The organism is Streptomyces sp. NPDC104313 (assembly GCF_055583985.1).
Window position 1 is genome coordinate 1 of sequence record NZ_JBVJMW010000020.1, and the last position, 17,632, is coordinate 17,632.

Below are 17,632 nucleotides of genomic sequence, written 5' to 3' on the forward strand. Positions count from 1 at the left end.
GCCCCGTCATCCGAGTGGCCCATCCCGTCGGCCGGCCCATCCAGCACCTCCAAGATCGAGGTGTTGCGACGATCAGTTGAATCCACCCAGTACACATCCGTGAAACTCACAACACGCCTGGTCAGGGCCGGTATCCAAGCATCCATGGGATCCATTGGCGACTCGTTCGACAACGCCCTCGCCGAGAACCTGTGGATGCTCGTCAAGACCGAGTGCGTCCGCGGCCGCGTCTTCGCCACACGCGCCGAGGCAAACCTCGCACTCTTCAACTACATCGACGGTTTCTACAACCCCCGTCGCATCCAGGAACGACTCGGCTACCTCAGCCCGATCGAGTTCGAGGAGAAGCACTACGCCAACCAGGCAGCCGCCGAACAAGTGAACCCGAAACCACGCCAACCCGCCCTGACCAGCTAGTCAACTACTCCCGCACAGCGGGGGAACCTCACCCTGATGAGACTGCGCTCGAACTCCGCCATGGCCCCGACCACCTGAAGCATGAGACGGCCGTCCGCCGTACCGGAGTCGATGTTGGCCAGTGCACCCGTGAGCACCTTGAACCCGATACCCCGCTCTCGAAGGGTGTCGACCATGGTCACAAGGTCGATCAGCGACCGAGCGAATCGGTCGAGCTTCCACACGCACAGGGTGTCGCCAGGTCTGGCGTAGCCCAGTGCGGCCGTGAGCTCTGGCCGGTTGGTGTTCTTGCCAGACGCCTTGTCCTCGAAGATCCGGGCGCACCCTGAGGCCGTCAGGGCGTCTCGCTGCAACTGCGCTTCCTGGTCATCGGTCGAGACGCGGGCGTAACCGATGAGCTGCCCCGCGGACGTGGTGATCTCTGCCGTGACGAGACCGTCTCAGAACTCATCTCAAAAGATCAAGCCCGAGATGGAAGTTTCGAGACGGGTTTTGAACAGGGCTGCGCCCCCGTTAGGGGCTCCCAGTCTCTCGTCTCACAAACCTTGGTTTTTGAGCCTCGGCTTCGTCGCTGCGTTTCGCAGCGAAGCTCGGCTCCCGCGCATGACCAACGATCTCGGTTACACCTGTTGACGAGGTGTTCTCATGGGGAGTCTGGGTTTCCCTCAGCCGAGACAGCTTCTCCCGGACCGCCGACATGTGGAACACGCCCGGCCGCGAAGACGAGAAGCCGTACTTCGGCTGGCTGACCACCGAACTGCCGATCTACTCGCCCGGCACCACCAACCTGAAGACGAACGCCCACACCCGCCCGATCGGCCAGCGCCCCTTCATCGAGCTCGAACCCACCGATCATCCTCTCGCGGTCGAACAGCGCACAGGCATCAGTCTCGACCGGGTCCGCGAGATCGCCGAAGCCGTCCTCCACGGCAACAGCGAGGACCGCTGACCAAGACAGCCGAGCACGTCGGCGCCGGAGGGGTGGGGTATGACCCCCCTGACGGGTCCTTGCTCGACCGCCATGTCTTGGCAGCCGAGATTCCGCCACGGTTTCCGGGGGCCGTCCGCCCTGCCCGCAGACTGCCGCGGCAGGAGCATATGACCTGGTCACAGCCTTGCCCTACCCTTGCTGGCAGCGGCGGAAGGCTGCAAGGAACAGGGCCTTACGGCTGTGGCTGTGGGGCGCGGCAGCGCCCCCCTTGGTCCTGCCGGCTTGCTCCTGGCGGCCCCTTCCGGGGCCGCACTGCCGTAAGACCACTTGCGACTGTGCGGCCGGTAGGCCGCCCCCTGCCGCTTCCATCTTCGCCGGTGAGGCTTGGCGCTTCGGCCCCAAGGGGCCGCCCTACTGCTGACCGCTTCCGCCTGTACCGTCCTACCAGCCGCCCCTCCGCTACTCCTTGCCCGAGGGTTGCCGATGACTTACCAAGAAGATTAAGAAGGGCAGCGCATCGCCGCAGGTCACAGCCCTGCCCTTACAGGTAGTGCATGTTATTGGCTGCGCGATCGGCACGCCTCACGTGTCGCGGGCATGCCTGATCGACACGTCCCGCCTGTGAGCTACGGCCAGAACCTCTTGGCCTTGCGTATGCCGTGCTCATCGCAGGTTGTGTCCCCGGTGCCCTTCTGGAAGTGGAACACCGGGAGTATGAGGCACCGTCGGTTGGACTCCGTCTCGATGAAGCCCCACCCCTTCGCCTTGCGCACATGGTTGTTCAAAGCGTTGTTGCTGGGCACCCTGCCGTCCCCGTCGGCAAGGATCTTGTTCAGCTCATCCGGCGGGAACTCGGCGTGCCCGATCTGGTTGGCCCATCCCATGGCCGCGTACTCGACGCGGTGGGCGTAGTCGAAGCGTGGATCGCGTGCCCGCCGCTTGTACTGCTCCTGAGACACAGCGGCGAAGTCGCCTTCGAACTGAAACGGGATACGTCCCACTGTTGACCGTCCCTTCCTGTGAGGCGCGCACGGGTGCGCCATTGACCCCCGCCGGATGGCGGGACATGTGCCTCCCTTTCGTTGCGGGGGTGGACCGGGCGCTGATGGCGCGGTCTCTCTTCACAGGTGGACGCCCAAGCCTTCGGGCCTGGACTCGGTCTCGTGCGGTCGGGAGCGACGACGGCGACCTGGCCGATGGACCTTACACGAAGGAGGGAGGGCCCCGTTCAGGGAGCCCTCCAGTGTGGTGCCGCTACTTGGCCTGCCTGGCCAAGTAGCGCGCACATCCTTACGTCAGTGGAACCAGACGACGAGACGTACGTTCTCCGCGCCGTGGACTTCGCTGAGGATGCGCATGACGCGCCAGACCCGGCCCCAGTCGGTGTCGATCCCTGCGGCTGAGGCACGGGTTCGCGTGCCTGAGACGTTGGTTTCCTGCCAGTCCGTGGCGTCAAGTTCGGCCCAGGTCAGCCAGGTGGTCCCGTGCACATCGTGGGGGCCGCCGTAGCCGGCGAACAAACCTCGCAGCCCGTCCGAGGCGTCGTCCGGGAAGCCACGATCTTCCGCCAGGGGACGAAAGCCATAGGAGTTTCGGATTCCGAAGAGGCAAGCGAGGCCGTCGTAGGCGTTGCCCCTGTTGAGGAGGAAGAGATCGATGCCGACCTCCCATACGGAGTCCGCGTCGTCGGGTCCCCATAGGCGGGCCCCCGGCCGGCATTCGATCATTCCGCTGACGTCGGTAGACATGGAGAGATCCTGTCTGCGCAGGCCAGGAGCCAGCATCTCCTTTTCCCGCGCGTGCGCACGCGGCCCGGTCGTCCAGTTGTGACTTAGCGCCGCAGTTGACCCATCCCGACAGCTGCAACGCAAATTCCAAAACACCGCTGACCTGCCGAGACCCCTCAAGAGACGGTGACTGGAGCAGTCGGCCGCGGCGGGGCGCCGTGTGGCGTCAGGTGGTCGCAGGTTGCTGCTGTGCGGTGAGCTCGGCCGCTTCGAGCCAGGCGGTGTACCAGCGGGCGAAAGTGACCGGCCTCCCGCCGTCATCGAGCAGCGGGACGAGGTCGGCATCGTCTGCGCGGCAGTCGGACCAGATGGTCCCGCGGTGGGTTCCACTGACGATCAACCACTCCCTCTGGGCGCAGCCGAGGTGGGAGATGACGATGGCCCCGGCGGTGCGCTCCGGGGCGAACATCACGGCTTCCCAGCGTTCGTCCCATGCCTCGATGGCGTCGTCGAAGTCCTCGATCTCATCGAAGTCCTCTTCCTCGGGGCGTTCGGCAAGGAGTACGTCGAGGAGCTCAGGGTCGGGGCCGTGGTCAGGAAAGGGCTGGGCGAGCATGGACAGGTCAGCCAAGTCGGCACCGTCTCCTTCCCAACGCCAGCGGCCTTGCACGCAACACACGGGGAATAGCCCGTAAGCGGGACCCGCGCCGCCGACGCCCACGCAGGTGAGAAAGTCCCGGTAGTCCTCCGGCAACCGCACACCCACCTGTGCTTCGAGCCCGGCAAGCGCGTCATCCGCCAGCGGATCTTCCAAGACCCACCGGTGCCCGAGCGAACCGAACACCTGGCCGCTCGCCGACTGGGCCCCCAACGCGGCAACACGCTGGCGCACACCGTTCCACAGTTGATCAACCATGCGCCGACCGTACGCGGAGCCAGTGACAACGGACCCGGCCGGGCCATTGCAGGCGCTAGGCCAACTACGACGCTCAGCGGGCCAGGTTAGTGCGAAAAGGGGCCCGGTAGACCGCTAAGTCTCACCCACCCGTCCAGCCGAGTCTGCGCACGTCGGCAGTCATTCGACCGGCAAGGAACGCGCCACACGCCACGCTCGCAAGCGATCACCCGTCTTCTGGCCCAACTCCGCGCCGACTCGCTGGTAAGCCGTGAGCAAGGCGCACAGCGGCTCAGGGTCCGGCGGGCGGCTCGGCTCTCGGGCTCAGTCGGTACGCCGAGACCGTCGGATCACCTGCGAGGTAGAACCGGTGTTGCCAGTCGTGGGCCCTGCTCACCCCCACCCGAGGGCCAACCCGGATGAGCGCGGTAGGTACCGGATCACCCTCGGACAGCATGACCGAGGTACCTGTCAGGAGGTCTGCGCCGTTGTGTTCTGCTGTGATGCCGAGCGCCTGGCCGAGGTTCCCCGGACCTCGGGCCAGACCTGCACCCTCGACCCTTTCCCCTCGCCGCTTGCGTGCCAGGTCTTCCCCCTCGATCACCCTGCCGGCCCGGATGAGGACACCCGATGCGATGCCGTCCGTCCCAGTGACGACGTTGGCGCACCAGTGGAGACCATGGGAGCGGTAGACGTAAAGGTGTCCTGCGGGGCCGAACATGGTGGCGTTGCGGGCTGTACGGCCCCGGTAGGCATGGGAAGCTGGGTCAGCTGCACCGGAGTACGCCTCGGTCTCAGTGATGGCGATGCTCACGGTACCTTCGGGGGTCTTGCAGGTGAGGACGCTCCCGAGCAGCTTGGGTGCGACCTCTTCGGCTGGGTGGGCAAGGAAGTCGATGTTCATGCTGACCGCCTTGACATGCCATAGGTGAAGTAGACGTACGTGTGGCCGGGCGGGCCGAACATCACTGCGTTACGCGCGGTGCGGCCCCGGAAGGCGTGCGATCCGGGGTCCACCTCGCCCGCGTACGCCTCCACCTCGGTCAGGCGCAGCTCGATCGTGCCCGCCGCGCCGCGGCGGACTAGCGTGCGGCCCAGGAGGTCGGGGGCCACTTCCAGTACGGAGCGGTCGAAGAACTCTCGTGTCAGTGGGGCGCGGTCCGGGCTCGTGGTCATGGCGACCGAGGGTACTGGGATCGCACGGACGGGAACCGGCTACCGTCGTGGCGCGTATGTAGGGGTCAGAACCTAGAAGGAGTGACTATGGGCTTCAAGCGGCTGCTCGCGAGCATGGGCGCCGGTGGTGCCTCGGTGGAGACCGAGCTCACCGAGGTGAACGTCGTCCCCGGCGGGGTCGTCCAGGGCGAGGTGCGGATCCAGGGCGGTTCGGTCGCCCAGCAGATCGAGGGGCTCTCCGTCGGCCTCCAGGCGCGGGTCGAGGTCGAGGGCGGGGACCAGGAGAGCAAGCAGGACATCGAGTTCACCAAGGTGAGCCTCGGGGGCGCCTTCGAGGTGCAGGCGAGCGCGGTGCACGTGGTGCCGTTCGGCCTGGAGATCCCGTGGGAGACGCCGGTCACCATGTTCGGCGGCCAGCAGCTGCGCGGGATGAACATCGGGGTGACCACCGAGCTGGAGATCGCCCGCGCGCTGGACTCCGGCGACCTGGACCCGATCAACGTGCACCCGCTGCCGGCGCAGGAGGCCATCCTGAACGCGTTCCGGCAGCTGGGCTTCGGCTTCCGCAGCGCTGACATGGAGCGCGGTCACATCCGTGGAACGCGTCAGCGGCTGCCGTTCTACCAGGAGATCGAGTTCGTCCCGCCGACGCAGTACCGCGGGCTGCACCAGGTGGAGCTGACGTTCGTCGCGGACGACCGCGAGATGGACGTCATCCTGGAGATGGACAAGAAGCCGGGGCTGTTCAGTGAGGGCAGCGACTCCTACCGCGCGTTCAAGGTGGGGCTGCACGACTACCAGCAGACCGACTGGGCCGCTTACCTCAACCAGTGGCTCGCCCAGGTCGGTGGACAGCGCAACTGGCTCTAGGGATCGGCGCCGCCCCCTAAGGTCGGGTGGGAAGGCAGACGAACCGATCAGGAGAGGTGCGAGACGTGACCGAGCCGAAGAGGGCCCCGCTGCCGCACGACTTCCATCCGCAGGTCCCCGCGTTCACCGTGGTGAGCGACGACCTGGCGCCGAGGGCCGTGCTGGACGATGCCCAGGTGCTTGCGGGCGGGAACGCTTCGCCGCAGCTGCGGTGGGAGGGTTTCCCCGAGGGGACCAAGAGCTTCGCCGTGACGTGTTTCGACCCGGACGCCCCGACGGGCAGCGGGTTCTGGCACTGGGTGCTCTTCGATGTCCCGGCCTCGGTGACGGACCTTCCGGCCGGTGCGGGCAGCGGAACGTTCGAGGGGCTGCCCGAAGGGGCCGTCCAGGCCCGTAACGACTACGGCTCCAAGGACTTCGGGGGCGCCGCGCCGCCGCCCGGGGAGAGTCACCGCTATGTGTTCACCGTGTACGCGGTGGACACCGAGAAGCTCGGGATCGACAGCGACGCGTCTCCCGCGGTCGCCGGGTTCAATCTCCGGTTCCACACGCTGGGGCGTGCTCAGCTGATCGGTGAGTACGAGGCTCCCGTCGGCAATTAGTTCGTTTGCTGTTTGCCCTGCTCTGGTCTTGGAGAGATCAGAGCAGGGCATTTTTATTGCGTTGTCCATCGCGGCCTGCCCAGCCAGAGTTGATCCGGGCCTGCCAGGGGGCGGGCGGCACACGGGAGGTGGGCGGGATGCGTGACACGCTGGTTCTCAACGCGAGCTTCGAGCCGCTGTCGACAGTGACGCTCAACCGTGCGGTGGTCCTGATCCTTACGGACAAGGCCGTCGTCGAGCAGTCGCATCCCGAGCTCCGTATGCGTGGTGCCGCCGTGGACATACCGGCGCCCCGGGTGATCCGGCTCTGCCGGTACGTACGGGTGCCGTTCCGAAGACAGGCGCCGTGGTCCAGAAGGGGTGTGCTGATACGGGACCAGCACCGGTGCGCGTACTGCGGGCGGCGGGCGTCCACCGTCGACCATGTGGTGCCGCGCGCCCAGGGCGGGCAGGACACCTGGCTGAACACGGTGGCCTCCTGTTCCGAGGACAACCACCGCAAGGCCGCCCGGACGCCGGAGCAGGCGGGAATGCCGCTGCTGAAGCAGCCGTTCGTCCCCTCCCCCGCCGAGGCGATGCTGCTGGCGATGGGGGCCGGCGACCGCTCGGCGCTGCCCGAGTGGCTGGACCGGGCAGCGGCGGCGTAGGGCGCCGGAGTGATCGCCCGACGTGACAGCGGGAGCCGTGACGTGGTCGGCGTACGTCCGGTGACTTGGTCGTCGTACGTCCGGTGACGTATCCGTGGGCCCGTCCCTGGGGGCGGGCCCACGTGTGTCAGCGGAGCAGCAGTTGGACGATGGCCATCGTGCCGACGGCCACGATGAGGGCGCGCAGGACGGTGGGGCTCAAGCGGCGGCCGACCTTGGCGCCTATCTGGCCGCCGATGGCCGAGCCGACCGCGATGAGGACGACGGCCGTCCAGTCGAAGTGGGCGACGAAGAGGAAGAACAGCGCGGCGACGGTGTTGACCACGGCGGCCAGGACGTTCTTGACGGCGTTGAGACGCTGCATGGTGTCGTCGAGCAGCATGCCCATCAACGAGAGGTAGATGATCCCCTGGGCGGCGGTGAAGTAGCCGCCGTAGACGCTGGCGAGCATCAGGCCGGTGAACAGGAGCGGGCCGCCGTCGGCTCGGGGCGTGGCACCGGTGTGTTCGCGGCGGCGCTGGACGGCTTTGCTGATGCGTGGTTGCAGGATCACCAGGACGAGCGCCAGGGCGACCAGGACCGGGACGATCGTCTCGAAGGCGGTGGAGGGCAGGGCGAGGAGCAGGGTCGCCCCGCAGAGGCCACCGATCGCCGCGCCCGCGCTCAGCTTGAGGATGCGTCGGCGCTGTCCGGCGAGTTCCTTGCGGTAGCCGATGGCCCCGCTGATGGAGCCGGGGATGAGGCCCAGCGCATTGGACACGGTCGCGGTGACCGGAGGGAGGCCGGTGGCGAGCAGTACGGGGAAGGTGATCAGGGTGCCCGAGCCGACGATCGTGTTGATCGTGCCCGCTCCGACGCCGGCCGCGAAGACGGCGAGTATTTCCCAGATGGACAAGGCCATCTCCTTCGGTGGTCAGTGACGCCTCCCCGCCATGAAGGTCGAGGGGCCTCACTGATCATGCACGAAAGGTCTTTCGGGTCAGGAGACCGGGGGTTCCTCGCGTCGTTCCACCGCCGGGGCGGAGTTGCCGCCGTTCCCACCGTTGCCGTCGGTGTTGAAGCCGGGCATGCCGCCGCCGAGGTTCCCGAAGGCTCCGCTGAGGCCCTTGAGGGCGTCGCCGATCTCGCTGGGCACGATCCAGAGCTTGTTGGCGTCGCCCTCGGCGATCTTCGGGAGCATCTGGAGGTACTGGTACGAGAGGAGCTTCTGGTCCGGGTCTCCGGCGTGGATGGCCTCGAAGACCGTGCGGACGGCCTGGGCTTCGCCTTCGGCGCGCAGGGCGGCGGCCTTGGACTCGCCCTCGGCCCGCAGGATCGCGGACTGCTTCTCGCCCTCGGCGGTGAGGATCTGGGACTGCCTGATGCCCTCGGCGGTGAGGATCGCGGCGCGCTTGTCGCGGTCGGCACGCATCTGCTTCTCCATCGAGTCCTGGATGGAGGTCGGCGGCTCGATCGCCTTGAGCTCGACGCGGTTGACGCGGATGCCCCACTTGCCGGTCGCTTCGTCGAGGACGCCGCGCAGGGCCGCGTTGATCTCCTCACGGGAGGTGAGGGTCCGCTCCAGGTCCATTCCGCCGATGATGTTGCGGAGGGTGGTGACGGTGAGCTGCTCGATCGCCTGGATGTAGCTGGCGACTTCGTAGGTCGCGGCGCGGGCGTCGGTGACCTGGTAGTAGATGACGGTGTCGATGTTGACGACCAGGTTGTCCTGGGTGATCACCGGCTGCGGCGGGAAGGGCACCACCTGTTCACGGAGGTCGATCCGGTTGCGGATCGAGTCGATGAACGGGACGACGATGTTCAGGCCCGCGTTCAGGGTGCGGGTGTAGCGGCCGAACCGCTCCACGATGGCGGCGCTGGCCTGCGGGATGACCTGAATCGTCTTGATCAGGGCGATGAAGACGAGCACCACCAGAATGATCAGAACGATGATGATCGGTTGCATCGTGTCTCTCGTGCCCTTCGGTTGGCCGGTGGATCGCGGTGGTCGGGGTCGGTGCTCATATGGGGCCGGTGGTCGGCGCGTCGCGGGCCGGTCCGGGTTCTCATGATGATCGACATGATCGATGTCGAGTCTGGCAGACCTCGGCCCGCCCCGTGCACGCTTCGGTCACATGACGACGGCTGTCGCTCCGTCGATGTCCACGACATCGACCTGGCTGCCGGGTTCGAAGACCTGGTCGGCGTCGAGCGTGCGGGCCGACCAGACCTCACCGGCGAGCTTGATGCGGCCCCCGGAGCCCGATACCCGTTCCAGTACAATCGCCTGACGCCCTTTCAGGGCGTCGATGCCGCTGGCGTGCCCGGTCTGTCCGGCCCGGTGTCTGGCGGCGATCGGGCGCACCACGGCGATCAGCGCGACCGATACCAGGACGAAGACCAGAACCTGGGCGACGATTCCGCCGCCGAGGGCGGCGACGGCCGATGCGGCCACCGCCCCGACGGCGAACATTCCGAATTCGGGCATCGCGGTCAGGACGAGGGGGATGCCCAGCCCCACCGCGCCGATCAGCCACCACACCCATGCGTCGATGTCCACATGGTCATCGTAGGACTGTCGGTGCGTCACCGACAGGGCGCACGGGTGGCCAACCGGGGTGAACGGCCTGCCGATCACGGCATGGGGGCCTGTCGCCGTGTCCTGTGCCCTGCTCGGTCGGCCGACGCTCCGTTTCTGCCGCGCCGCCCCTGGGGCGGCGGGTGGACGTGAGGCGCGTGGGCGCACGGCGGGTCGGTCAGGAGAGCGGGAGGCCGTGGGCGGTGTAGCGGTCGCCGGTGTGCTCGACGATGAGCGGCAGGCCGAAGCAGAGGGAGAGGTTGCGGGAGCTGAGCTCGGTCTCCATGGGGCCGGCCGCGAGGATCTTGCCCTGGCGGATCATCAGGACGTGGGTGAACCCGGGTGCGATCTCCTCGACATGGTGGGTGACCATGATCATGGAGGGGGCGAGCGGGTCGCGGGCGAGGCGGCCGAGGCGGCGTACGAGGTCCTCGCGTCCGCCGAGGTCGAGTCCCGCGGCAGGCTCGTCCAGGAGCAGCAGTTCGGGGTCGGTCATCATGGCGCGGGCGATCAGGGTGCGCTTGCGCTCTCCTTCGGAGAGCGTGCCGAACTTGCGGTCCAGGTACTCGGTCATGCCGAGGCGGTCGAGGAAGGCGCGGGCGCGCTCCTCGTCGACGGCTTCGTAGTTCTCGTGCCAGGTGGCGGTCATGCCGTACGCGGCGGTGAGAACCGTCTGCAGCACCGTCTGACGCTTGGGCAGCTTGTCGGCCATCGCCACGCCCGCCATGCCGATCCGGGGGCGGAGCTCGAAGACGTCGGTGCCGACGCCACCGAGCTGTTCGCCGAGGATCGTGACCGTTCCGGTGCTCGGGAAGAGGTAGCTGGAGGCGAGGTTGAGGAGGGTCGTCTTGCCGGCGCCGTTGGGGCCGAGGATGACCCAGCGCTCCCCCTCCTTGACCGACCAGGAGACATCGTCCACCAGAGCGCGTCCGTCGCGGACCACGGATACGTCCACCAGCTCCAGTACATCGCTCATGGCGCGTTGTCTCCCCATGCAGTCTCGTCGATCGTCGCGTGCCGGTGGGCACGGCTCCCAGGGAAAACCTACGCCACCGCGCGAGTGCTTCAGGCGTGAGGGCCGTTCCCAAGGGTTGCCTAGGCTGTCGGCATGCTTGTCGAACCACGTTCAGGGTTGTTGGCCGCTTGGGGAAACGCGCTTCTGGCGGGACTCGTCTCGCCGGACGAAGCGGCCCTCGCGATTGTCGGGGAGGACGCGGTGCACCGCGTCGACGGACTGCCGGGAGAGGCGGGGCCGGTCGGGCTCACGCTGGCGCTCGGCCGGCTGAGGAGCCTGGGGGCGACCGGGTTCCGGGTCGCGCTGCCGGTGCCTGGGCATCCGCTGGGGCTGAGCGGACCGCCCGATTTCAATGCGCGGGCGCTGGAGGCGGAGGAGGCGGTGGTCGCGTACGGGGTGCCGTACGGGCTGGTGCCGGAGGTCACCGAGGCGGGCCCGGCCGGGGATCTGCATGTCGAGGTGGTGTGGCGGGTGCTGCCGGTACGGGAGGCGCCGCCCGCGGACGTGCCGTCGCTGGGCGAGGCGGAGCGGGAGCTGGCGGAGGCGTTGCGGGATGCGGCGGCGTTGCTGTCGCGGCTGGACGTGGCCGGTTCCGGGCCGGTGGCGGAGGCCGCGATGGACGCGTACCGGGCGCGGGCGGAGCGGGGGCGCGATGTGCTGGCGCCCGGCTATCCGCCCCGGGCGGTGCGGGTGCTGGAGATGGCGCAGCGGGTGGGGCTGCTGGTCTCGGTGGCGTACGAGAACGGGCACGGCGGAGCGGTGAGCGCGTCCGAGATCGCGGCGCGGGGGGCCGCGTTGCGGCCGGTGGAGCGGGTGGCTCGGCGAGCGCAGGTGGCGGCGTACAACGCGTATGTGGAGGGCGGGGAGGTTCGGCGGTAGGCCTGCGGGTCTACCGTCCTCGAGCGCCGGACGGGCTGGGGTGGGTGCGGCCCCGCAGGGCGGCTGGGGTGCCACGTGCGCGGGGCGCCTTGGCTTCAGGATCCCCGGCTCGGGGGTCCGTCCTCCAGCGCCGGACGGGCTGGGGTGGGTGCCGGCCAGTCGGGCTGTGGAGGGCCCACGGCCCTGGGGGTTCGTACGGCTCGGGGCCCCTCCGTCCTCAAACGCCGGACTGGCTGGAGGGGGCTGGGTGCAGGCTGCCACGGGCAGGAGAGGTGCCGTGCTGGAGGTGCCGGGGGTGGGGTGGGGTGAGGCGCGGCGAAAGCCGGACGGGCCCTTGGGGATGCAGGGACGTCCGGCTTTCGGGAAGGGCTGTGGGTCAGTGGTTGAGGCCGAGGTTGCCGAAGGCGGGGTTGAGCAGGCCCACCACGTTGACCGTGTTGCCGACCACGTTCACCGGGACGGCGACGGGAACCTGCGCGAGGTTGCCACTGGCGACGCCCGGGGAGTGGGTAGCCACACCGTGGGCGTCGGCACCGCTGTGACCGGTGGCGGAGGCGGCTCCGGCACCGGCGGCGATGAGCCCGCCCGCGATCATGGTGACGGCGGCGGCCTTCTTCAGGTTCTTCACTTCAGGATCCTCCTAGAGAGGCTGCGGCAAGCCGCCGCAGCACGCTCTGGAGAACGCCGTGCGGCCAGGAAGGATGCGCCGTACGGGTGACATACACCCGACAGTATGAATCTCAGCCCGGACGGGAACCCCGGCGGTGCCGATGTCAGCCCGCCGCTCCGTTGCGGACCGCCCACAACGCCGCCTGGGTCCGGTCGGCCACGTCGAGCTTCATCAGGATGTTCGACACATGCGTCTTGACCGTCTTCTCCGAGAGGACGAACGCACGGGCGATCTCACGGTTCGAACGCCCGTCCGCGATGAGGCCGAGTACTTCGCGTTCCCGCTCGGTGAGCGTGCTCCCCCGGCCCGTGCCGGTGCCCGAGTCGTCCTGGGCCAGCAGCGCGCCCGCGACCTCCGGCTGGAGCAGGACGTGACCGGCGTGGACCGAGCGGATGGCCCCGGCCAGGGCATCCGGGTCGACGTCCTTGTAGACGTAACCGGAGGCCCCGGCGCGCAGGGCGGGGACCACCGTGCGTTGTTCGGTGAAGCTCGTGACGATGAGGACCTTGGCGGGGTTGTCGAGCTCCCGGAGGCGTCGCAGGGCCTCGATACCGTCGGTGCCGGGCATCTTGATGTCCATCAGCACGATGTCGGGGCGGAGCTCCTCGGTCCGGGCCACGCCTTCCGCTCCGTCGGACGCCTCGCCGACGACCTCTATGTCCTCCTGGATCTCCAGGAACGTACGCAGTCCGCGGCGGACCACCTGATGGTCGTCGACCAGCAGCACCCTGATGATCTTGTCAGCCACCGGGAACCTCCATCTCGATCGTGGCGCCCCTGCCGGGCTCCGAGGCAACGGTGAGTCGGCCGCCGACGCTGTTCGCCCGGTGGCGCATGGAGACGAGGCCGAGGTGGCGGCCCGCCCTCCGCACAGCGGTGGGGTCGAAGCCGGCCCCGTCGTCGGTGACGCGCAGGACAGTGTCGGTGCCGCGCCGGGCCAGGGTCACACGGACGCGCTGCGCACCGGAGTGGCGCAGCGCGTTGTGGAGGGCCTCCTGCGAGACCCGGAGCAGCGCTTCCTCCTGGGCGGCGGGCAGCGCGCGCACTCCGCGACTCTCGAAGGTGACCTCGGCGGCGTGCGCGCGGTCCAGGACCTGGATCTGGGTGCGGAGGGTGGCGATGAGCCCGTCCTCGTCGAGGGCTGCGGGCCGGAGTTCGACCACGGCGGCCCGCAGCTCGTCGACCGCTTCGGCGGCGAGGGCGGCGACCTGCTGGAGTTCGCCCTTGGCGCGGGCCGGGTCGTGGTCGACGAGGGCGGTGGCGGCCTGGGCGGTGAGACGGAGCGAGAACAGTTTCTGGCTGACCGCGTCGTGCAGTTCATGGGCCAGGCGGGAGCGTTCCTCGGCGATGGTCAGTTCGCGGCTGCGTTCGTAGAGCCGGGCGTTGGTCAGGGCGATCGCCGCGTGCTGGGCGAGGATCGAGAGCAGTTCCTCGTCCTCGGCGGTGAACCCGCAGCCGCCCTCGGGCTTGGGGCACAGCTTGTTGGCGAGGAACAGCGCTCCGATGATCTCGTCGCCGTCCGTGATGGGCAGGCCGAGGAAGTCGGACATGTCGGGGTGGGCGGCGGGCCAGCCCTCGAAGCGGGGGTCCTGTCGGACATCGGCGAGGCGTTCGGGCTTCGCCTGGTGAAGCATCGAGGCGAGAATGCCGTGCTGGCGGGGCAGCGGCCCGATGGCCTTCCACTGTTCGTCGCTGACGCCGTCGACCACGAACTGGGCGAAGCCGCCGTGGTCGTCCGGGACCCCGAGGGCCGCGTACTGGGCGTCGAGCAGTTCACGGGCGGAGGCGACGATCGTCTTGAGGACGTCGCCCACTTCGAGGTGCCGGCTCATGGCGAGCAGCGCGGCACTCACCGCGGCGAGGCCCGACGGTGGGCGATGACTCATGGGATCACCGTACCGGCGGGGACCGCGCGGACGTATCGGGCCGGGGTCGGTGGTGGGCGGGCGGGCGGCCTAGGTCTCGGGCGCCGGGCGCCTCGGCCGGAGGTCTTAGGACTGCCGGGGACCTACGCCGAAGTACCGGGTACGGCTGCGGCTCCCGGGCGAGGCGCGGTGCGACCGGGGCTTCCTACGGTGGGTTCGCCGGGATGTCCCGGCGGAATCCGAGAGTACGAAGGAGACGGTCACCATGCCGGTCGCGATGATCACGGGTGGTTCGAAGGGGCTGGGGCGCGCTCTGGCGGGGGCGCTGGCCGGGCAGGGGTGGGACCTGGTATTGGACGCCCGGACCGCCGGGGTGCTGGAGGAAACGGCGCGGGAGCTGCGGGGGCGGTTCGGGACTCGGGTGGTGGCGGTGCCGGGGGACGTCACGGACGCGGCGCACCGGGCGGATCTGGTGGCGGCCGCCGGGTCGCTGGGCGGTCTCGACCTGTTGGTCAGCAACGCGAGCGTGCTGGGCGCGGAACCGCTGGTCCGGCTGGACGCGCTGCCGCTGGAGGGGCTGCGGCGGGCGCTGGAGACAAATGTGGTGGCGGCGCTCGGTCTCGTGCAGGCGGCGTTGCCGGCGCTACGTGCCTCGGAGGCGGGGGCGGTGGTGGTGATCAGTTCGGACGCGGCGGCGGAGCCGTACCCGACGTGGGGCGGTTACGGGGCGTCGAAGGCGGCGTTGGACCAGTTGGCGGCGGTGCTGGGCGTGGAGGAGCCGGGGCTTCGGGTGTGGGCCGTCGACCCGGGTGACATGGCGACGGACCTGTACGCCGCGGCGGTGCCGGAGGAGGCGGACGAGGTGCGGCCGACGCCGGAGAGCGTGGTGCCCGCGTTCCTGCGGCTGGTGCGGGAGCGACCGGCCGGCGGGCGGTTCGCCGCCCCGGCGCTGCTCGATGGTCCGGCGGAGCGGGGCGGGGGCCCGCGGTGACCGCGCGGGAGCGGTGCCGGGAAGGGATCGGGGCCGATGCGCCGAGCCCGGACGAGGTGGACACGGGCGGCGCGCGGGCCGCCGCGTCGGGGCCCGCGGGGTTCAGGGGAGGGGACGCGGGCCGGACCGGCGCGGTCGCTCGGCTGCGGGACGGGGGCGGCGGGCCGGGGGCGCCGGTGGCGTGGCGGGTGCCGGCCGCCCTGTCGGCCCGGGTACCGGCCGAACAGCGGGGGGCGGGGCGTGACGACGTACGTCTGCTCGTCTCACGGGGGTGCGCGGTGTCGCACCACGCGTTCCGGGAACTGGCCGGGCAGCTGCGGGCCGGGGACGTGCTGGTGGTGAACACGTCCATGACGCTGCCCGCCGCCGTGAACGGGCGGGTGGGCGGTGAGCGGGTCGTCGTGCACTTCTCGACGCGGGGTGCGGACGGGCGGTGGGCAGTGGAGCTGCGGTCCCCGGGCGGGGCGGGGGTCACGGGGCCGCGCCCGGGCGGCCCCGCGGGGGCGGTGGTGCGGCTGCCGGGCGGGCGGGCCCTGGTGCTGGAGGAACCGCTGGGGCCGGTGGCGGGGGCCCGGCTGTGGTGGGCGCGGGCGCCGGAGCCGGTTCCGGAGCTGTTGCGGCGGTACGGGCGGCCGATCCGGTACGGGTACACGGAGCGGGATCAGCCGCTGTCGGCGTATCGGACGGTGTTCGCGACACCCTCTCCGGACGGGAGCGGTTCGGCGGAGATGCCGAGTGCCGCGCGCCCCTTCACGGCCGCGCTGGTGGCGGACCTGGTGCGCCGGGGGGTGCTGTTCGCTCCGTTGTCGCTGCATACGGGGGTGGCTTCGGCGGAGGCGCACGAGCCGCCGTATCCGGAACGGTTCGCGGTACCGGCGGCCACGGCGTGGCTGGTGAACGCGGTGCGGACGGCGCGAGGTGAGGACCGTGCGGCGGGCGGGCGGGTGATCGCGGTGGGGACGACGGCCGTGCGGGCGCTGGAGTCGGCGGCGGGGGAGGACGGGGTGGTCCGGCCGGCCGAGGGGTGGACGGATCTGGTGGTGACGCCGCGGCGTGGCGTGCGGGTGGTGGACGGGCTGCTGACCGGGCTGCACGAGCCGGAGGCCTCGCATCTGCTGATGCTGGAGGCGGTGGCGGGGCGCGAGGCGCTGCGCCGTGGGTACGAGGCGGCGGTGCGGGAGCGGTACCTCTGGCACGAGTTCGGGGACGTCCACCTCATCCTGCCGGAGGAGGAACGTAACGCTCCGAATTGCTCCAGCAACGAATGGTGAGACCGGGGTGTCGCCGATGTGAGCCCAGGCATAGGGCCTATGTCACTTACGAACACACCTAGTGGGCAGATAAGGGCGATTTAAGCAGGGATAGGTGGGGGTCAAATCGGACGAACGGGACCCCGTTCCACTACTCAGCTTCGTACGTCACACCTTTGCCACATGATTTTGCTGCCGCTAAGAATTGCTCTCGTCCCCAACGGAGGTGCGCATCACCGCCTCCGGTCTCGTCCTCCGGTGAGGACACCTGAGCATTCGAAGAGGTAGCCCTACATGTCTGCGAATCGCATACCCAGCCGTGTCCGTCGTCTGAACAAGGTCCAGAAGATCTCCGTGGCCGGTGTGTCGGCCCTCGGCGTCGCCGCCCTGACCTTCTCGCTGGTCCCGTCGGACGCCGAGGCCGAGATCGCCCCGCAGGCGGCGGCAGCCGCCGCGCCCGTGGCTTTCGCCGCAGGCTCCGCCCAGGCCAAAACCGTGCAGAACAGCATGCTGGAGCAGCACTCCACCGCTGAGCAGCTGGTGAAGGCCGCCGACGCCGCCAAGGCGAAGGCCGCCGCCGAGACCAAGGCCGCCGACGCGAAGGCGAAGGCCGCGTCCGAGGCGAAGGCCAAGGCCAAGGCCGCCGACGCGAAGGACAAGGCCGCCAAGGCCGAGGCGGACGCGAAGAAGCGCGGCACCGAGGCCGCGAACCGCTCCACCCCGCGCAAGCCCGTCTACGCCGACAACCTGGACGGCTGGATCCGCGAGGCCAGGGCGATCATGAAGAAGGAAGGCATCCCCGGCTCGTACGAGGGGATCCACCGCAACATCATCCGGGAGTCCAGCGGTAACCGCTGGGCCATCAACAACTGGGACATCAACGCCCGGAACGGCATCCCGTCCAAGGGCCTGCTCCAGGTGATCCAGCCGACCTTCGACCGCTACCACGTGGCGGGCACCAAGAAGGACCTGTACGACCCGGTCGCCAACATCGTCGCCGCCTGCAACTACGCGGCCGACCGCTACGGCACCATGGACAACGTCGACAGCGCCTACTGAGCCGCCTGATATCGGGCACGACGAACGCCGGAGGGCGGCACCCCGCGGGGTGCCGCCCTCCGGCGTCGTTCCGTTTTCCCG

Annotated in this window: 20 protein-coding genes and 2 pseudogenes; 9 read left to right on the plus strand and 13 right to left on the minus strand. The window is 69.4% G+C overall.

Annotated features, from left to right (window positions below; translation table 11 throughout):
* Nucleotides 1-144 precede the first annotated feature (144 nt).
* On the plus strand, nt 145-417 hold the full coding sequence (locus ACZ60Q_RS32195) for an IS3 family transposase (protein ID WP_469641102.1): 273 nt from the start codon (nt 145-147) through the stop codon (nt 415-417).
* On the opposite strand, the gene ACZ60Q_RS32200 is transcribed toward ACZ60Q_RS32195, so the two are convergent.
* Nucleotides 414-770, minus strand: a complete 357-nt coding sequence (locus ACZ60Q_RS32200; RefSeq protein ID WP_469641103.1) for a recombinase family protein — start codon at nt 768-770, stop codon at nt 414-416. The genes ACZ60Q_RS32195 and ACZ60Q_RS32200 overlap by 4 nt on opposite strands.
* Before the next feature lie 275 nt (nt 771-1,045).
* Here ACZ60Q_RS32200 and ACZ60Q_RS32205 point away from each other — a divergent pair.
* Nucleotides 1,046-1,366: pseudogene (locus ACZ60Q_RS32205) on the plus strand (DUF2199 domain-containing protein); the annotation flags it as partial.
* Nucleotides 1,367-1,974: 608 nt separating this feature from the next.
* Here the strand turns inward: ACZ60Q_RS32205 and ACZ60Q_RS32210 are convergent.
* The 5 genes and pseudogenes from ACZ60Q_RS32210 to ACZ60Q_RS32230 form a co-directional block, all read right to left on the minus strand.
* Nucleotides 1,975-2,307, minus strand: coding sequence for a hypothetical protein (locus ACZ60Q_RS32210; protein ID WP_469641104.1), 333 nt, complete (start codon nt 2,305-2,307; stop codon nt 1,975-1,977).
* Between the two features lie 336 nt (nt 2,308-2,643).
* Complete coding sequence (locus ACZ60Q_RS32215; protein WP_469641105.1) at nt 2,644-3,096, minus strand: hypothetical protein; 453 nt, start codon at nt 3,094-3,096, stop codon at nt 2,644-2,646.
* A gap of 205 nt (nt 3,097-3,301) precedes the next feature.
* The gene (locus tag ACZ60Q_RS32220; RefSeq protein WP_469641106.1) at nt 3,302-3,991 is read right to left on the minus strand and encodes an SMI1/KNR4 family protein; all 690 of its coding nucleotides are present in this window, start codon (nt 3,989-3,991) and stop codon (nt 3,302-3,304) included.
* Nucleotides 3,992-4,262: 271 nt separating this feature from the next.
* Nucleotides 4,263-4,874: a DNA-3-methyladenine glycosylase gene (locus ACZ60Q_RS32225; RefSeq protein ID WP_469641107.1), complete on the minus strand. Its 612-nt coding sequence runs from the start codon at nt 4,872-4,874 to the stop codon at nt 4,263-4,265.
* Between the two features lie 14 nt (nt 4,875-4,888).
* Nucleotides 4,889-5,146, minus strand: a pseudogene (locus ACZ60Q_RS32230) (DNA-3-methyladenine glycosylase); the annotation flags it as partial.
* 87 nt (nt 5,147-5,233) lie between these two features.
* Between ACZ60Q_RS32230 and ACZ60Q_RS32235 the strand changes: the two are divergent.
* The 3 genes from ACZ60Q_RS32235 to ACZ60Q_RS32245 all read left to right on the plus strand — a co-directional run bounded on the left by ACZ60Q_RS32235 (nt 5,234) and on the right by ACZ60Q_RS32245 (nt 7,265).
* On the plus strand, nt 5,234-6,016 hold the full coding sequence (locus ACZ60Q_RS32235) for a sporulation protein (RefSeq protein WP_469641108.1): 783 nt from the start codon (nt 5,234-5,236) through the stop codon (nt 6,014-6,016).
* A 65-nt stretch (nt 6,017-6,081) separates the two neighbouring features.
* Nucleotides 6,082-6,618, plus strand: coding sequence for a YbhB/YbcL family Raf kinase inhibitor-like protein (locus ACZ60Q_RS32240; RefSeq protein ID WP_469641109.1), 537 nt, complete (start codon nt 6,082-6,084; stop codon nt 6,616-6,618).
* A gap of 137 nt (nt 6,619-6,755) precedes the next feature.
* Nucleotides 6,756-7,265: an HNH endonuclease gene (locus tag ACZ60Q_RS32245; RefSeq protein ID WP_469641110.1), complete on the plus strand. Its 510-nt coding sequence runs from the start codon at nt 6,756-6,758 to the stop codon at nt 7,263-7,265.
* Nucleotides 7,266-7,392: 127 nt separating this feature from the next.
* Here the strand turns inward: ACZ60Q_RS32245 and ACZ60Q_RS32250 are convergent, their stop codons facing one another.
* From ACZ60Q_RS32250 to ACZ60Q_RS32265, 4 genes are all read right to left on the minus strand, one after another.
* Nucleotides 7,393-8,166, minus strand: coding sequence for a sulfite exporter TauE/SafE family protein (locus tag ACZ60Q_RS32250; RefSeq protein ID WP_469641111.1), 774 nt, complete (start codon nt 8,164-8,166; stop codon nt 7,393-7,395).
* Nucleotides 8,167-8,244: 78 nt separating this feature from the next.
* Nucleotides 8,245-9,210 carry an SPFH domain-containing protein gene (locus tag ACZ60Q_RS32255; RefSeq protein WP_469641112.1) on the minus strand — a complete coding sequence of 322 codons (966 nt, stop codon included), beginning with the start codon at nt 9,208-9,210 and terminating at the stop codon, nt 8,245-8,247.
* Between the two features lie 165 nt (nt 9,211-9,375).
* Nucleotides 9,376-9,804, minus strand: a complete 429-nt coding sequence (locus ACZ60Q_RS32260; protein WP_469641113.1) for an NfeD family protein — start codon at nt 9,802-9,804, stop codon at nt 9,376-9,378.
* A 196-nt stretch (nt 9,805-10,000) separates the two neighbouring features.
* Nucleotides 10,001-10,798 carry an ABC transporter ATP-binding protein gene (locus ACZ60Q_RS32265; protein ID WP_469641114.1) on the minus strand — a complete coding sequence of 266 codons (798 nt, stop codon included), beginning with the start codon at nt 10,796-10,798 and terminating at the stop codon, nt 10,001-10,003.
* A gap of 132 nt (nt 10,799-10,930) precedes the next feature.
* On the opposite strand from ACZ60Q_RS32265, the gene ACZ60Q_RS32270 reads away from it, so the two are divergent.
* The gene (locus ACZ60Q_RS32270) at nt 10,931-11,716 is read left to right on the plus strand and encodes a hypothetical protein (RefSeq protein WP_469641115.1); all 786 of its coding nucleotides are present in this window, start codon (nt 10,931-10,933) and stop codon (nt 11,714-11,716) included.
* Between the two features lie 376 nt (nt 11,717-12,092).
* On the opposite strand, the gene ACZ60Q_RS32275 is transcribed toward ACZ60Q_RS32270, so the two are convergent.
* From ACZ60Q_RS32275 to ACZ60Q_RS32285, 3 genes are all read right to left on the minus strand, one after another.
* Nucleotides 12,093-12,344 carry a chaplin gene (locus tag ACZ60Q_RS32275; protein WP_012381470.1) on the minus strand — a complete coding sequence of 84 codons (252 nt, stop codon included), beginning with the start codon at nt 12,342-12,344 and terminating at the stop codon, nt 12,093-12,095.
* A 145-nt stretch (nt 12,345-12,489) separates the two neighbouring features.
* Nucleotides 12,490-13,134, minus strand: coding sequence for a response regulator (locus tag ACZ60Q_RS32280; RefSeq protein WP_469641116.1), 645 nt, complete (start codon nt 13,132-13,134; stop codon nt 12,490-12,492).
* Nucleotides 13,127-14,272, minus strand: coding sequence for a GAF domain-containing sensor histidine kinase (locus tag ACZ60Q_RS32285; protein WP_469641117.1), 1,146 nt, complete (start codon nt 14,270-14,272; stop codon nt 13,127-13,129). Before ACZ60Q_RS32285 ends, ACZ60Q_RS32280 begins: the two co-directional genes overlap by 8 nt.
* A gap of 244 nt (nt 14,273-14,516) precedes the next feature.
* On the opposite strand from ACZ60Q_RS32285, the gene ACZ60Q_RS32290 reads away from it, so the two are divergent.
* From ACZ60Q_RS32290 to ACZ60Q_RS32300, 3 genes are all read left to right on the plus strand, one after another.
* Nucleotides 14,517-15,242, plus strand: a complete 726-nt coding sequence (locus tag ACZ60Q_RS32290) for an SDR family NAD(P)-dependent oxidoreductase (RefSeq protein ID WP_469641118.1) — start codon at nt 14,517-14,519, stop codon at nt 15,240-15,242.
* 143 nt (nt 15,243-15,385) lie between these two features.
* On the plus strand, nt 15,386-16,513 hold the full coding sequence (locus ACZ60Q_RS32295; RefSeq protein ID WP_469641207.1) for an S-adenosylmethionine:tRNA ribosyltransferase-isomerase: 1,128 nt from the start codon (nt 15,386-15,388) through the stop codon (nt 16,511-16,513).
* 273 nt (nt 16,514-16,786) lie between these two features.
* Nucleotides 16,787-17,551 (plus strand): transglycosylase SLT domain-containing protein, encoded by a 765-nt coding sequence (locus ACZ60Q_RS32300; RefSeq protein WP_469641119.1) that lies wholly within the window; start codon nt 16,787-16,789, stop codon nt 17,549-17,551.
* Nucleotides 17,552-17,632 lie beyond the last annotated feature (81 nt).